Origin of the sequence: Arthrobacter dokdonellae, from assembly GCF_003268655.1 — a bacterium.
GTDB lineage: Bacteria > Actinomycetota > Actinomycetes > Actinomycetales > Micrococcaceae > Specibacter > Specibacter dokdonellae.
Genome location: NZ_CP029642.1, coordinates 616075 through 630650, shown reverse-complemented (window position 1 = coordinate 630650; position 14576 = coordinate 616075). Strand labels below are relative to the sequence as shown.

Below are 14576 nucleotides of genomic sequence, written 5' to 3'. Positions count from 1 at the left end.
GCTCAGATGCCGTTGAGCGCTTCCGAGGTTGCCCTGACGGTGTGCCGGGCCGCGTCGGCGAGGGCGGCTTCAGGGGATCCCGCCACGTCGGTGGCGCTCACCGCCGCCACCACGCCGTGCGCGGCCAGTTCGGCCACTCCGACGCTGATCCGCCCGGCCACCACGACGACGGGCAGTCCCCGCGCGTGGGCGGCGTCGGCCACGCCGATGGGCGCCTTCCCGGACAGGGACTGCTGGTCCATGGAGCCTTCGCCGGTGATGACCAGGTCCGCGTCCGCCAGCGCCGCGTCCAGGCCCACCAGCTCCGCGACCAGGTCAAAGCCGCGCTCGATGGACGCATTGGCGTAGGCCACGAACAGCGACGGGAAGCCTCCCGCCGCCCCCGCTCCGGGAATGTCGATGTCCACGCCCGTGCTTTCCCGGACCAGCGACGCAAGGTGGCGCAGGCCGGCGTCGAGCTTCTCCACGGCATCCTCATCGGCGCCCTTTTGCGGGCCGAAGATGTGGGCCGCGCCGTTGTGGCCGAAGAGGGGGTTGTCGACGTCGACGGCCATGCGGATCCTGGCCGCGGCCAGGCGCGGGTCCAGGCCGGAGGCATCGACGGCGGCCACGTCCAGCAGTGACCCCCCGCCCAGGGGAACCAGGTTGCCGCGGGCGTCCAGCAGCTTCAGGCCCAGCGCGCGCAGGGCGCCCGAACCGGCGTCGGTCATGGCGGAGCCGCCCAGCCCGATGATGATCTCGGTGGCTCCGGCCTCCAACGCCGCGGCAATGAGCTGCCCGGAACCGTAGGAGTGGGCGCGCAAGGCGTTCTCCACGGTGGGCTCGGAGAGCAGGTAGCCGCTGGCCTGGGCGGTTTCGATGACGGCCACGTGGGTGTCCGGGTGGATGGCCCAGGCCGCGCCGACGGGCTTGATGATCGGGCCCACCACGGGGTTGACGTGCTCCTCGAACCCGGCCGCGACGGCCGCCTCCAGGGTGCCCTCGCCGCCGTCGGCCACGGGCAGGGTGGTCACCACGGCGTCCGGGTAGACACGGAGAGCGCCTTCGCTCATGGCGGCGGCCGCTTCGACGCCGGTCAGGGTGCCCTTGAACTTGTCAGGTGCAATCAGGATTCGCATGGCACCATCCTGCCAGCACGCGGCGCATGTTACGCAGTCGGGGCCGCCGCCTGGGTCCCGTCGGCGGGCCAGTAGCCGCGCTCCCGCATGACGCCGGCCAGCACGTCCGCCCGGTCAGTCATGATCCCGTCCACGCCCAGGTCAAGGAGACGGTGCATCTCGGCCGGCTCGTTGATGGTCCACACATGCACCTTCAGCCCCGCCCGGTGCGCCCTCGCCACGGAACGGCGCGTCACCAGTTCCAGGTTTTTATGGCGTGTCGGGATCTGCAGCACGTCCACTGCGCGCATCAGGGCCCGGAGGACGGGGGCGGGCGTCCACGCCTGCAGCGCAAAATAGGCCACCAGCAGCTTCTTGCCGGGCGAACAGGCAACGGGGCGGCTGAGCCGGTGCAGGACCTCCCGGCGCCGCGTGTCCGAAAACGAGGCCACGCAGACGCGGTCATGCAGGGCAAATTCCTCGATGAGGGCGGCGAGGTTTGCCGCGGAACGGGCGTCCTTGACGTCGATGTTGAAGTTCGCGCCCGGCAGGGCCTGGAAGAGTTCCCGGAGGGTGGGGACGGGCTCCCGCCCGCCAATGCGCGCCCGGCTGACGACGGCGTACGGCAGCTCCGCGATGGCCCCGCTCTGGTCCGTGACCCTGTCCAAGGTGGCGTCGTGGAAGACCAGCGTGACGCCGTCGGCAGTGGTGTTGAGATCGGTTTCCAGGTACTGGTAGCCGAGGTCCAGCGCGGCACGGAACGCCGGAAGCGTGTTTTCGTGCCCGTCGGGGGAGAATCCGCGGTGGGCGATGGCCAGCGGGACGGGCGTTTCCAGATAGGGGTTGGGAGTCTTCATGTCCGCCGCCTAGGCCAGGTGCAGGGCGGCCAGGCGCGATTCGATGACCTGGGCCACGCCGTCGTCGTCAAAGCTGGGTGCCTGCAGCGGCGCCGCGGCGAGGGCATCCGGGTGACCGCTGGCCATGGCATAGCCGGCCCCGGCCCAGCCGAGCATTTCGATGTCGTTGGGCATGTCCCCAAAGGCCACCACGTCCGCGGCGTCGATGCCCTTGGACGAGGCATATTCGGCAAGCGTCACGGCCTTGTTGACGCCCAGCGGGCCCATTTCCAGCAGGGCGACCTCAGGGGCGGAATGGGTCACGGCGATCAGCCCGCCAACGTGCGGGCGGACCAGTTCCAGGAACCCGTCAGCGGTGCCGGAGTGCAGGACGGCCAACAGCTTGATGATCCCGCCGTCCGCCATGGCGGGGGCCAGGGCCGCGGGGACCAGGTCCTGCAGGCTGGGCGGGCGGTCCTTGGCGAAGAAGCCAGGTTCCACATGGATTCCAGCCAGGCTTTCGAGGGCGAAGTACGGTTCCGGGGCAAGCTCCATGATCAGTTTGCGTACCTCCGTCACCGTTTCCCACGCAAGCAGGTGGGACGCCGTGACGGCTTCGCGTTCCAGGCTGTAGGTGACGGCACCGTTGGAACAGATCACGGTGCCGGTGTGGCCGATCTGCTCCCGGATGGGGTCCAGCCAGCGCGGCGGGCGGCCGGTCACGAACACGATGTCGATCCCGGCGTCGGCGGCATCCCGGAAAGCGGCGACCGTGCGGGGGCTGATCCTTCCATCGTGGCCGAGGATGGTCCCGTCAATGTCACTGGCAATTAAACGCATACCCAAGGCTATCCAACTTCGGTGGACAAATCGCGTTGGCTGTCCAGCTCCACGGCCATGCCACGTGCGGGCCGTTCCGTGACGGCGGGGCCAACCCGCGGGAAAGGCGCGAAGATACGCCGCCCTCGAGGGTTGGCCGCGCCCTCGGTGTCCGGGGCGGAAATGAGTGCGGTTTGGCCCCGCCCTCACTCCACTTCAAAAATTCCGGTGATCCGGGCCCGGGCCAGGGTGTGAAAGGCCAGATTGAAGCCCAGCACCGCGGGGGTGGCGCCGGCGTCAACCTCCAATGCGGGGACGTCGACGGCGTGGACCACCACCATGTATCGGTGCGGGCCGTGCCCGGCGGGAGGTGCCGCGCCCATGTAGCCGGGGAACCCGCCGTCGTTCTTCAGGGTGAGGGCACCGGCGGGCAGGGCGGCGGACGCGCCCTCGTCAAGGGAGGTCGCGGTGGCGGGAATGTTGGCCACGGCCCAGTGCCAGAAGCCGCTGGCGGTGGGCGCGTCGGGGTCGTACATGGTGACCGCGAAGCTGCGCGTGTCCGCGGGGAAGCCGGACCAGGCCAGCTGCGGCGACACGTCCTTGCCGTCGGGATGGCCGCCGGGGTTGACCTGGGCGGCGGGCAGGCTGTCGCCGTCGGCAAAGGACGCGCTGGTCACCGTGAAGTCCGGGACGGGGGCGAGGAATGAGTAGGGGTCGTAGTCATACATGGGGCTGGCCTTCCTGCAGTTCTTTTCGGGTGGGCGGGTTGGCGCCCGCGCGGGACACCGTGATGGCGGCGGCGCGGGCGGCGTAGCGGAGGACTTCCCCGAGCTGTTCGCGGGTGATGGCGCGCAGGGCGTCGCGGCGCTGCGCGCCGTCCAGTTCGCGGTCCACGACGGCCGCCAGCAGCGCGGCCATGAAGGAGTCCCCGGCGCCCACCGTGTCCACCACGCTGGTGGGCGGGACGGGGCAGGAGGCCTCGCCCGCGGCGCAGACGGCCCACGGGCCCTCGCTTCCCTGCGTGACAACCACGACGGCGGGGCCTTCCGTGCCGCCCGTGGCCAGCCATTTGCGGGCCGTTTCCCGCGGGTCGGTGCCGGGGTAGAGCCACTGGAGGTCCTCGTCGGAGGCCTTGACGACGTCGGCAAGCGCCACAAACTTTTCCGCCTGGGCCCTCGCGTAGGCCGCGTCCTTGATGATGCTGGGCCGGGCGTTGGGATCGTAGGAGATGGTGGCCGAGGGGTGCGCGGCGACGACGGCCTTGAAGACCTGTTCGGCGCCAGGGGCCAGCATGGCCGCGATGGAACCGGTGTGGAGCAGCGTGGTGGCCGTGAGCATGAAGTTGGGGACGCCCTGGCCGTCGGCGGCGGGCAGTTCCCAGTCCAGCGCGAACTCGTATTCTGCGGCGCCGCCTGCGCCGAGGACCGCACGGGCAACGGAGGTGGGCAGCCCGTCCGGGACAACGGGGACCAGAACGTCGTTGTTCTTAAGGTGCCCGGCGATCATGCTGCCGTAGGCGTCCCTGCCGAAGCGGCCCAGAAACTGCACCGGGTGGCCCAGGCGGGCCAGTCCCACGGCCACGTTCAGGGGGCTGCCGCCCACGTGGGGCACCGGACTCTGACCGGGGCGCACCACCTCATCGATCAGGGCCTCACCAATTACCGTCAGCATGGCACCAGCCTACGGTCTGGCCGGAAAAGATGTGGGAGTGTGGCGCATTGTTGGGTGCCGCGCTCGACCTCCCCAGTCCGCGGCGCATAGGCTCAATGGCATGAGCAGCCATTGGGAACGCCTCGATCCGTCACTGCGCCCATCCGTCACCGCGTCCGTGGCCGCCTTTGAGCGTGCCCGCCCGCAGCTGGTGCTCGTGACGGCGGAAATGGAGGCCCTGGTGCGCGAGGTCATGGAAGACGCGGACGATGCCCCGCTGTTTGTCACGAGCCGGACCAAGACGGTGGAGTCGTTCCGTGAAAAGGCCTCCCGGATGGTGGCCGCCGAGCCGGGTGCCGCGCCCGCGCTCTCATTCCCGGAGCCGCTGCGCAACCTCACGGACATGGTGGGCGTGCGCGTCATCACCACGCTGCCGGGGGAAAACGCGAACGTGGCGAACCTGATCAAGCGGCGCCGCAACATCTTTGACTGCCGCGGCGACAGGGAGAAGGACATCGGTTCCATCGAGTCCGGAACCTACGGCTACTCCAGCCGGCACCTGATCCTGCGCAGCATCCAAAATGACGTGGTTCGGGCCTACCAGGACGTGCTGGACCCGGACACCAAGACCAACGGCAGCTACTTTTTTGAATGCCAGATCCGCACCATCTTCGCCCATGCCTGGAGCGAAATTGAGCACGACATCCGCTTCAAGGCCCAGGACCCGCGCGCCTGGAGCCCTTACTTTGACCGGCAGTTCACCGCCACGGCGGCCATGCTTGAAACCGTGGAATCCGCGTTCTCCGAGCTGCACGAACGCTACGAGACAGTCACCAGTTTCTGGGACGCCGACGGCGAGGGTGCGGAGTCCCTGACGCCGAACCGCATCAAGGCCGTCTGGCAGACCCTGCTCCCCCACGTTGACCGGAAGGCCGACGACGACTGGGGCTGGGCCGCCGAGCTGGTCGCCGCGCACGGGCTCACCAAGACCATCGACCTCGCCGCCCTCCTGCAGCCGGAAATTATCTCCAACGTCCGCAAGGCCCTGGACCACCGCTACTCCCCCGGACCGGACCGGCTGCTGGACGATCTCCTGTTGTGGCAGTTCGGGCAGCGGCACATCGACCTGACGGCCGAGGAAGCCTCCGCCGACCAGACTCCACGGCGTGACAGCCTGCAGCGCCGCCACCAGCAGATGCGGCGCTACCGCAAGGCGATGGGGTTCTAGGCGCGCCGATGGGGGTTGTCCGCTTTGGGAAGCGGCCGTGCGCAAAAATGGCCTGGTCCGATCTCCCCGCGCGGTGGCGTCCGTCAGCGTCAAGATTGTCTGGCCGGCGTCAGTCCGGCTCACTGACAGGGCACGGGCCATGGTGGACTTTGCGGCGGAGTCGGCGCGGACCTCGCGTCCAAATAATGAGATGATTTGTTCAAGGGGCGGACAGGGCGGAAAATAAACAGGTGCCCCAGACAACCAAAATCGTCCCCGAACCCACCACAGCCACGCCGGACCGGACCGCGCGCATTGCCGTCACGGTGTTCCCGCTGCTGGTCATCATTGCCGGCGTGCTCGGCTTCCTGCTTCCCAGCTCCTTCAAGCCGCTGGCCCCGTCCGTGCCCTATCTCCTAGGTATCATCATGTTCTGCATGGGCCTGACACTGACGCTGCCGGACTTCGCCGCCGTCGCCAAGCGCCCGTGGGCCGTGGCCCTGGGGCTGGCCGCCCACTACGTCATCATGCCCGGCGCCGGCTGGCTCATTGCGATGGGGCTGCACCTGAGCCCCGAACTGGCGGCCGGCGTCATCCTGGTGGGCTGCGCACCCAGCGGGACGTCGTCGAACGTCATGGCGTTCCTGGCCAAGGGCGATGTCGCCCTGTCCGTGGCGGTTGCCACCGTCTCCACGCTCGTGGCACCCATCGTGATGCCGGCCCTGACGCTGTTCCTGGCCGGCTCCTTCCTGAACGTCGACGCCGGCGCCATGATGCTTGACATCCTCAAAACGGTGCTGCTGCCGGTCATCGCGGGGCTGCTGGTCCGCCTGTTCCTCAACCGGGCGGTGAACTTTGTGCTGCCGGCCCTGCCGTGGATCTCCGCCGTCGTCATCGCCTTGATCGTGGCGATTGTGGTGGCCGGTTCCGCCTCCAAGATCGTGGCCGCCGGCGGCATCGTGTTCCTCGCGGTGGTCCTGCACAACGGCTTCGGGCTGGGGCTGGGCTACCTGGCCGGCAAGGCGGGCCGGCTGGACGCCCGGGCACGCCGCGCGTTGGCCTTTGAGGTCGGCATGCAGAACTCCGGGCTCGCCGCCACTCTGGCCACGGCCCACTTTTCCCCGCTGGCCGCGCTGCCGTCCGCGGTGTTTTCCGTCTGGCACAACATCTCCGGCGCCGTCGTGGCGGCCTGGCTGGCCCGGAAGCCGCTGGCCGACGCGTAGGCGGGTTGAATGCGACGCTGGTCTACGGAATCGGCGTCCCGGAAGGCGGGCAGCCCGGACCCGAGGAGCGCCATCGAGCAGCGGGGATGACGAAATGGATATTTGAGGTCGATATATCAACCTCAAATATCCGTTTCGTCATCCCCGGTGATTTGGTCGAAACGGGCAGCTATCGCAGGACGGACTACGGCGGCGGTGATCAAGACGCCGAGGTCCGAGGGGCCCCGCAGCCGCGTCCTGCGGCGGGCTGCGGACCGGACGGTTCCCCGTGGTGTTCGACGGACCCGGTCAGCGGCCGTCAAGCCTTCCGTTGACCCGCTGCGGGAAGCCCAGCGGATTGTCATCGCGCAGCGCCTCCGGCAGCAGGTGGGCCGGCAGGCCCTGGTACGCCACGGGTCGCAAGAAGCGGGTGATCCCGGCGGTGCCCACGGACGTCGACGTGGGAGAAGTCGTCGCGGGGTACGGCCCGCCATGCTGCTGCGCGTAGGTCACCGAAACGCCCATGGGCCACTGGTTCCACAGCACGCGCCGGCCTTTTCGCCAGCAGGCGCACCAGTTCCGGCGCCACGGCGTCGGAACCCTCGTCCTGGATCGTGGCGGTGAGCTGCCCGTCCAGGACCCTGGCCACGGCCAACAGTTCAGCCTCGCCACCGTATGTCGCCACCATGGCGGAGGGGCCGAAGCACTCGGTGATCAGCCCTTCCTGGATCGGCCAGCAGGGCGGACGCGGTGGTCACCGTCAGCGCGGGGGCCGGCGGGGAGTCGAAGGCGCCGTCCGCGGCACCCAGGGGGTCAACGGCGTCGTGCTCCAACAGCCCGGACAACGACGCCGCGTAGCCCGCCTGGATGCGGTCGTTGAGCAGCGGCGCGGCGTCGGGGCGGTCCGCGGCGGAGAGTGCGTCGAGCATCGCTGAGCCGGCCGCGATCGACGCCGTGGCATATCCGCACACGCGGCCCTGGCACCAGCCCATGCCCGGCCGGGCGAACGACTTCAGGCTGCGCGTCCTCCGCGCCGAGATCGTCATGGGCGCTGCACAGGGTCCCAAAGCTGACCTCCTCGCAGCGGCACACCAGCGTCTCCGGCGCCAGCCAGCCCTGCCAGCGTCCCGGGACCGGGGTGGCGCGGTGCATGGCCACGGCAAAGTTCCGCAGCCGGGCCCGCTCACGCTGGAGTCTGGCAATGCGTGCGCCAAGTCCCGCGGGGGGCGACCCGCCGGCTTCCGCCGCGATGCACAGCGCGGCCAGCTCGCCCTCGACGACGGCCATCGAAGCACCTCCGACGCCGGTCGCCTCACCGGCCACGCTGACGCCTTGAACGGTGGTCTTCAGGCGCGCGTCCACCACGGCCACGAGCGAGCCGTCCACGTCGACGGCGGTCCAGGTGCCCGCGGCGAGCACCAGTTCCAGCTGCGGCGTGAAGCCCCAGCCCAGCGCCACCACGTCGCACGGCACGCGCCGGCCGATTTCTGGCACGACCGTGCCATCAGCGTGCCGCCTGGAAATGGTCGCGGCCTCCACCCGGTCCGTGCCGTGGATTTCGGTGACGGCCGTGCGGACGCGGTAGGGGATGCGGTGCCGGGCCAGCGCGGCCGCGTATCCGGCGCCCTCAACGGCCTTTTCCGGCGCCTGCACGGCGCCGCGGAGGTTCCTCAGCCAGCCGGAGGGACTGTTGGCCTCACAAATTGCGGCCACCTTCACGCCCGCCGCCGCCAAGCCCGTGGCCACCGGGAGCAGGAACGGGCCCGTCCCGCCGACGACGGCGACCGTCCCCGCCGCCGTCCCGCTCCCCTTCAGGAGCGCCTGGACGCCGCCGGCCGCCATGACGCCGGGCAGGTCCCAGCCGGGGACCGGCAGCTGGCGGTCATAACCACCGGGGCACAGGATGAGCCGGCGGGCCTGGACGGTGGCTGGCAGGGATGCCGGGGCGGGGCCTTCGGGTACGGGGTCTGGGATATTCAGCGTGGTTGTCAGGTGTAATGCCGGAATCCGTGAGGGCGGCACCGAGCGTCTGGCCCGGTGCCCACCCCCAGTACCGGGGCCTGTCTACTTTTAGGGCCTAAAGTGGACGGCATGACCGGGGGAATGATGGATGCGGCGTACATAAATCACACCGGCGGCGCCGGCGACATCGAGTTTGGCGCACTGCCGCTGCCGAGGGCGGCCGGCGACACCGTGCTGGTGCGGGTGGGCGCCACTGCGGTCAACCACGTGGACACGTTTGTGCGCAGTGGCCGGTACGCCACCGAGCTGGCCTTTCCGCAGGCGTTGGGACGCGACCTCACCGGCACCGTCGTGCAGGTGGCACCCGGCGCCGCGGACCGTTTCCGGCCCGGGGACCTCGTGTGGTCCAACTCGATGGGCTTCGGCGGCAGGCCGGGAGCGGCCGCGGCCTTCGCCGCCGTGCCCGTCATCAGGCTTTATTCGCTCCCCAGCGGCGCGGATCCGGTGGAGGCGGCCGCCGTCCTGCATTCCGGCGCCACGGCCTGGCTGGCACTCCACCGGCATGCCGGCGTGCAGCCGGGCGAGACTGTCTTTGTGGGCGGCGCCGCCGGGCAGGTGGGATCGGCGCTGGTGGTCCAGGCCGTCCGTGCGGGCGCGGCGGTCATCACCTCCTCGAGCCGGGACGACGCCGGCTGGTGCCGCGGCCTCGGTGCCGCGGCCACGCTGGACTACCGCTCCCCGGCGCTGATGGCCGAACTGGCGGACGCGGTGCATGCCGTTTCCGGGGGCCGCGGCCTGGACATCCACATCGAGACATCCGGCCGGCACCGGCTGGAGGCCGCCGTCGAGCTGTTGGCCCTGCGCGGGCGGATCATCGCCCTGTCCGGCATGGCCGCCACCGACCCGCTGCCGCTGGGCCGGCTGTACACCCGCGATGGCAGCATCCGCGGATTCGCCATCAGCAACGCCACCGTGGAGGAACTCGCGGACGCGGCCCGCGCCGTCAACGAACTCCTGGCCGACGGCGCCCTGCGCGCCCGCCACATCACCCGGCTCCCCCTGCGTGAAGCCGCCGCCGCGCACGCAGCCCTGGAGGACGGGACGGCCCGCGGCAAACTGGTGCTGATTCCCTGACGTCCCGCCGGCCAGGTGCCCGCCCTGGGTGCCCCGTTCCGCCCAGGATGACGATATGGATATTTGAGCCCGATAAATCAGCCTCAAATATCCATATCGTCATCTTGGGCCGTCAGCGCTCAGTTAACGCCGGCCTCGCTTTTGCGCCCGGGCCTTGCCGCCCGGCCGGCCTCCGCCGCGAAGGTTGGAACCCCCGCCCTTGCCGGACCCACCCTTGTTGGAACCGCCACCCTTGCCGGCCGTCGCATTGCCCTTGCCGCGCGACGCCTTGGCGCCCTTCTTCGGCGCCTCCGCCTGCTTGGCCAGCACGGACGGCTGGCGCGAACTGTTGGCGCCGCGCCCGCGCACCACGCCGATGAATTCCTCGATGACGGCGTCGAAGCCGTCCGGCAGGGGCGTGTCGGAGTGCAGCCAGGCGAGGCCGATTCCCGATTCCGGGACACCTGTGACCACGCGCGCCCGCAGAGCCTTGCGGTTGAAGTGCCGGGCCACGGACATCGGCAGGATCAGGATTCCCAAGCCCGCCTCCACCAGGTCAAGGGCGTCCTCCACCGAAGCCACGGGCGGCAGCGGCTTGCGCGTCCCGGCCTGGATTTCCGTGGAGATGTCGCGCCAGGCGGGGAAGTCGTCGGGATCGGCCAGCAGGTATTCGTCGGCCAGTTCCGCCACGGCAATTTCGTCGAACGCGGCGATCGGGTGGTCCTTGGGGGCCACCACCACGGAGAGCTCCGTGTAAAGGGGGATGACGTTCAGCCCCGCCTTGTCCACCGGGAGCCGCACAAAGGCCATGTCCGCCTCGCCGGCACGGACGGCGTCGAGCTGCCGGGATTCGGGCACGGGACGGGACGCCAGTGCGACGTCCGGCATGCGCTCCTCCCAGCGGTGGATCCACTTTCCGGGAGTCACGCCCGGCACAAAGGTCACTGTAAGTTCGCGGGGTTCTGGCACCTGTTCACCCTAGCCCACTGCGTTGCCGGGCGGCAGTGGCCGGTACCCTTGGACAATGACCATTGAACCGTCCCCCCAAGCCATGAAGCCCGCCACCGCGGCCAGGAAGCTGGGCATCCACCTGCCCGCGGCCCCCGCGGAATTCCAAGAGAACGCGATCACCCGGGAGGAATTCAAGGTTTTGCAGGAGAACCCGCCGCAGTGGCTGGTGGAGTTGCGCCGCATCGGTCCGCACCCGCGCCAGGTGGTGGCCCAGAAATTGAACATCTCCATCGGCGGCCTCAACCGCTCCGACATCACCGAGCCGCTCACGACGGCGGACATCACCGCACTGCTCCAAGCTCCCCCTGCGTGGCTGGTGGAGGAGCGCGCCGTGTTCGCCAAGGCCCGGGCAGAGGCGCAGCTGGCCAAGGAGCGCGAGGCGGCCCGCCGCCCGAAGAGCTAGGGGCCGCCCCGGCGGTTACGGGTTGTAGACCTGGCTGGCGCGGCTGAGGACCTCGCCCCTGAAGAACTCCGGGTGCCGGCGGTACATGAAGAACATCAGCACGGCGCCCAGCAGGATCACGCCGCAGCCGAGGATGAACACCAGGCCCAGCCCGCCAATGTTGGAGCCGGAGCCGTAGGACGGGTCCATGGAGTCGTACGCGGTCTTGACGAACATGACCAGCAGGATCACCCCGCCCACCAGCGGTGCCAGGAACTTGCACAGAAAGTTCCGCGCCCCATGGAAGGCCTCGGCACGGAAGTACCAGACGCAGGCCAGCGCCGTGATGCCGTAGTAGAAGCAGATCATCATGCCCAGGGCGGTGATGGTGTCCCACAGGGCGTTCTCGGACAGCGACCGGGTAATGATGTAGAAGCCGGCGGCGGCGACGGCGGCCGCGACGGTGGCGTAGCCCGGGGACTTGTGGGCGGGGCTGATCCGCCCGAAGCTCCTGGGCAGGGCCCGGTAGTGGCCCATGGACAGCAGCGTCCTGGCCGGGGACACGAAGGTCGACTGCAGCGAGGCCGCGGACGAGCTGAGGATGGCCAGCGACATCAGGATGGCGAACGGTCCCATGACCGGGCCGGCCAGCACGGCGAAAATGCTGCCCTGGTTTGCCGGGTTGCCGGCGCCCAGACCGGTGGTGCCGATGCCGGCGAAGGACAGGGTGGCCAGGGAAACCACCATGTAAATCACCACGATGACCACCACCGTGACCGTGGCCGCGCGGCCCGGGGTCTTTTCCGGGTTCTTCGTTTCCTCGTTCATGGTCAAGGTGACGTCCCAGCCCCAGAAAATGAAGATGGACAGCGAGACGCCGGCCGCGAACGCGGAGAACGAGCCCACGGCAAAGGGGTTGAACCAGTCCGCCGAGATGGCCGTTGCGTCAAAGGCCGTGCCGTTGGCGACGTGGGCGAAGGCCGCGATGGCAAACCAGCCCAGCACCAGCAGTTGGAACGCCACCAGGATGTACTGGAACGCCTTGGTGGTCTCCATGCCGCGGTAGGAAATCCAGCAGGCCCCGGCAATGAACACCAGCGTGGTGGCAATGTTCAGCGGCAGCACGCGGGTCAGGTCCGCCAGCGACGGGTTCCGGAAAATTTGCGCGAGCATCAGGTAGAAGAAGTCCACCGCCACGGCCGCCAGGTTGGACAGGACAATGATGGTGGCCGCAATCAGGCCCCAGCCGCCCATCCAGCCCAGCCACGGCCCGAAGGCGCGCGTGGCCCACGTGAAGGAGGTGCCGGCGTCGGGCATGGCATTGTTCAGTTCGCGGTAGCCCAACGCCACGAGCAGCATGGGGATGAAGCCGACCAGGAAGATGGCCGGCAGGTGGACGCCGACCTCCGACACGGTGGGGCCCAGGGCGGCGGTGAGCGTGTAGGCCGGGGCGATGCAGGAAACGCCGATCACGACGGCGCCGATCAGGCCCACCGAGCCGGCCTTGAGGCCCTTCTCGCTCAGCCCGTGGTCACCGGCGGGTTTTGTGGCAGTTTTGGGGGTTGTCATCTCGTCACCTCTGTGGGTCCGCCGGCGTCAACGACGGGGACCTGGGTTGTGTGGAAAAGCTCTTGGGATGGGAACTCGTGGTTGCGCGGCACCAGGATCATGGGAACCGGCGGGCGCAGGGGATGCGGCTGGCGGCGGGGCCGGGGCTTTCGAAGGCTGCGTCAGGGAGGCCGAGGAAGTCCCGGAATGCCACCGGACTCAGCCGACGGGTCGCTGCGCCAGCTCGGCGATGATTTTCGCGGCCGTATACTGGCCCATGCGCACGGCACCGTCCACGTGCTGGTAGCCCTCGGCGGCCAGGTCGGAGCAGGACCAGTGGATGGGTCCCACCGGGGTGAGCTGGTCGGGTCCGTAGCGGTGCAGGCCGCCCAGGTCGTAGCTGGCGGCGTAGGCGCCGCGCGTCCATTCCTCGGCGCCCCAGTCGGATTCGTAGTAGACCACGGGTTCCGCGGCGGCGTCGCCGAGGAATTCGGCGAGCGCCGCCGTGACTTCCTTCCGGCGCTGTTCGGGCGAAAGCGTGAAGGCGTAGTCGGCCTTTTCGTCGGATATGAATCCCACCAGGGTGCCGCGGGGATCCTCGAAGTTCGTGTTGTCGTAGACTTCCTGGACCAGCGAAGACGCACTGAAGCCGGTGCCGGAGAGCCCGTCTTCGCGCCAGAACGGCGTCTCGTAGACGGCGTGGACCTTGATGACGAAGCCCAGGGACTGGTGCTGGTGCATCTGGTGCTGGCGGCGCGGCAGCGGCGGGTCGAAGGAGACGCGGCTGTACAGGTTTGGCGGCACGGCCATGACCACGCGCCTGGCGGTGACGGTGACGTCGTCGCTGGCCACGGTGGCGCGCCAGCCGCCGTCGGCCTCCTCCCAGTGGACGGAGCGCACCGGGGAGTTGAGGATGACGTCGCCGCCGAGCTTCTCCGCGATGGCCAGGGACGCGCCCTGCATGCCGCCCACCACGCGCTTGTCAAGGATGAAGTTGTCGTCCACCAGGTTCGTGAAGGAGCCGGCCGAGGAGGCCATGAACACGGCCTGGAGCGCGGAGAACGCGTGGGCCGGCTTGGTGAGCATGCCGCCGGCGATGAACAGGCCGATGTTGTTGCAGGCCTCCTCGTCGCCGGACTGCCCGCGCAGCCAGTGGTGGAACGAGATGGTGTCCAGCTCGCGGGCCTGCGGGTGATCCCACGGCTTGGCCGGGTCCATGGCGGCGGCGAGCGTGTCGAGGGTGCCGATGAGCCTGTCCATTTCCGTCTTGGTCTCGGCGCTGACGGGGAACATTTCGCCGGTGTAGCGGGTGCGCGTGCCGTCGGGGGCGATGTAGACGCTGTCGCCGTCGCGGTAGCGGGAGTAGGTGTCAAGGCCCAGCTCATCCAGCAGGCCGATCAGCGCCGTCTGGTCCGGGGAGACCCACTGGCCGCCAATTTCCAGCCAGGCGCCGTCGATCGTGTTGGACCAGGTCCGTCCGCCCACGCGGTCCCGCGCCTCGAGGACGGCCACGGACAGCCCCGCCTTGGCCAGTTCGTGCGCGGCCGTCAGGCCGGACGGGCCGGCGCCGATGATGACGACGTCCCGCTCGATGTTGTGTGTGCTGGCCATGTATTCCTCTCCTGTGAGCGGTCCGGTGAGCCGCTTCACTAAATGAATGACGTTCATTTACATTAGACTGTAATGGACGTCACCCCGCAAGGTAAAGGGGTGCCGCGAAAAAGTTTGCGTCCGCCGGGGCGGGCAGGG

Annotated in this window: 14 protein-coding genes; 4 read left to right on the top strand and 10 right to left on the bottom strand. The window is 69.3% G+C overall.

Annotation, left to right across the window (positions count from 1 at the left end):
* Positions 1–2: 2 nt before the first annotated feature.
* The 5 genes from DMB86_RS02845 to DMB86_RS02825 form a co-directional block, all read right to left on the bottom strand.
* Positions 3–1118: a glycerate kinase gene (locus tag DMB86_RS02845; RefSeq protein WP_113716466.1), complete on the bottom strand. Its 1116-nt coding sequence runs from the start codon at positions 1116–1118 to the stop codon at positions 3–5.
* Between the two features lie 29 nt (positions 1119–1147).
* Positions 1148–1954: a glycerophosphodiester phosphodiesterase family protein gene (locus DMB86_RS02840; RefSeq protein ID WP_113716465.1), complete on the bottom strand. Its 807-nt coding sequence runs from the start codon at positions 1952–1954 to the stop codon at positions 1148–1150.
* Positions 1955–1963: 9 nt separating this feature from the next.
* Complete coding sequence (locus DMB86_RS02835) at positions 1964–2773, bottom strand: HAD family hydrolase (RefSeq protein ID WP_113716464.1); 810 nt, start codon at positions 2771–2773, stop codon at positions 1964–1966.
* A 185-nt stretch (positions 2774–2958) separates the two neighbouring features.
* Positions 2959–3480: a YbhB/YbcL family Raf kinase inhibitor-like protein gene (locus tag DMB86_RS02830; protein ID WP_113716463.1), complete on the bottom strand. Its 522-nt coding sequence runs from the start codon at positions 3478–3480 to the stop codon at positions 2959–2961.
* On the bottom strand, positions 3473–4423 hold the full coding sequence (locus DMB86_RS02825; RefSeq protein WP_113716462.1) for a carbohydrate kinase family protein: 951 nt from the start codon (positions 4421–4423) through the stop codon (positions 3473–3475). Before DMB86_RS02825 ends, DMB86_RS02830 begins: the two co-directional genes overlap by 8 nt.
* Before the next feature lie 100 nt (positions 4424–4523).
* Between DMB86_RS02825 and DMB86_RS02820 the strand changes: the two genes are divergently transcribed.
* On the top strand, positions 4524–5630 hold the full coding sequence (locus DMB86_RS02820) for a GTP pyrophosphokinase (RefSeq protein ID WP_113716461.1): 1107 nt from the start codon (positions 4524–4526) through the stop codon (positions 5628–5630).
* Positions 5631–5860: 230 nt separating this feature from the next.
* A complete protein-coding gene (locus tag DMB86_RS02815) occupies positions 5861–6832 on the top strand; it encodes a bile acid:sodium symporter family protein (protein WP_113716460.1) in 972 nt (323 codons plus the stop codon).
* A gap of 288 nt (positions 6833–7120) precedes the next feature.
* On the opposite strand, the gene DMB86_RS02810 is transcribed toward DMB86_RS02815, so the two are convergent.
* Positions 7121–7357: a hypothetical protein gene (locus tag DMB86_RS02810; protein WP_129545450.1), complete on the bottom strand. Its 237-nt coding sequence runs from the start codon at positions 7355–7357 to the stop codon at positions 7121–7123.
* 267 nt (positions 7358–7624) lie between these two features.
* Positions 7625–8833 (bottom strand): NAD(P)/FAD-dependent oxidoreductase, encoded by a 1209-nt coding sequence (locus DMB86_RS02805; protein ID WP_227878561.1) that lies wholly within the window; start codon positions 8831–8833, stop codon positions 7625–7627.
* Positions 8834–8902: 69 nt separating this feature from the next.
* Here DMB86_RS02805 and DMB86_RS02800 point away from each other — a divergent pair, with 69 nt between their 5' ends.
* Positions 8903–9907, top strand: coding sequence for a zinc-binding dehydrogenase (locus tag DMB86_RS02800; RefSeq protein ID WP_227878560.1), 1005 nt, complete (start codon positions 8903–8905; stop codon positions 9905–9907).
* 123 nt (positions 9908–10030) lie between these two features.
* On the opposite strand, the gene DMB86_RS02795 is transcribed toward DMB86_RS02800, so the two are convergent.
* Positions 10031–10855: a substrate-binding domain-containing protein gene (locus DMB86_RS02795; protein WP_227878559.1), complete on the bottom strand. Its 825-nt coding sequence runs from the start codon at positions 10853–10855 to the stop codon at positions 10031–10033.
* 82 nt (positions 10856–10937) lie between these two features.
* Between DMB86_RS02795 and DMB86_RS02790 the strand changes: the two genes are divergently transcribed.
* Positions 10938–11300, top strand: a complete 363-nt coding sequence (locus DMB86_RS02790; protein WP_171814576.1) for a DUF5997 family protein — start codon at positions 10938–10940, stop codon at positions 11298–11300.
* A 15-nt stretch (positions 11301–11315) separates the two neighbouring features.
* On the opposite strand, the gene DMB86_RS02785 is transcribed toward DMB86_RS02790, so the two are convergent.
* Positions 11316–12848, bottom strand: coding sequence for an APC family permease (locus DMB86_RS02785; protein WP_113716456.1), 1533 nt, complete (start codon positions 12846–12848; stop codon positions 11316–11318).
* Between the two features lie 198 nt (positions 12849–13046).
* The gene (locus DMB86_RS02780; RefSeq protein ID WP_113719289.1) at positions 13047–14438 is read right to left on the bottom strand and encodes a flavin monoamine oxidase family protein; all 1392 of its coding nucleotides are present in this window, start codon (positions 14436–14438) and stop codon (positions 13047–13049) included.
* Positions 14439–14576 lie beyond the last annotated feature (138 nt).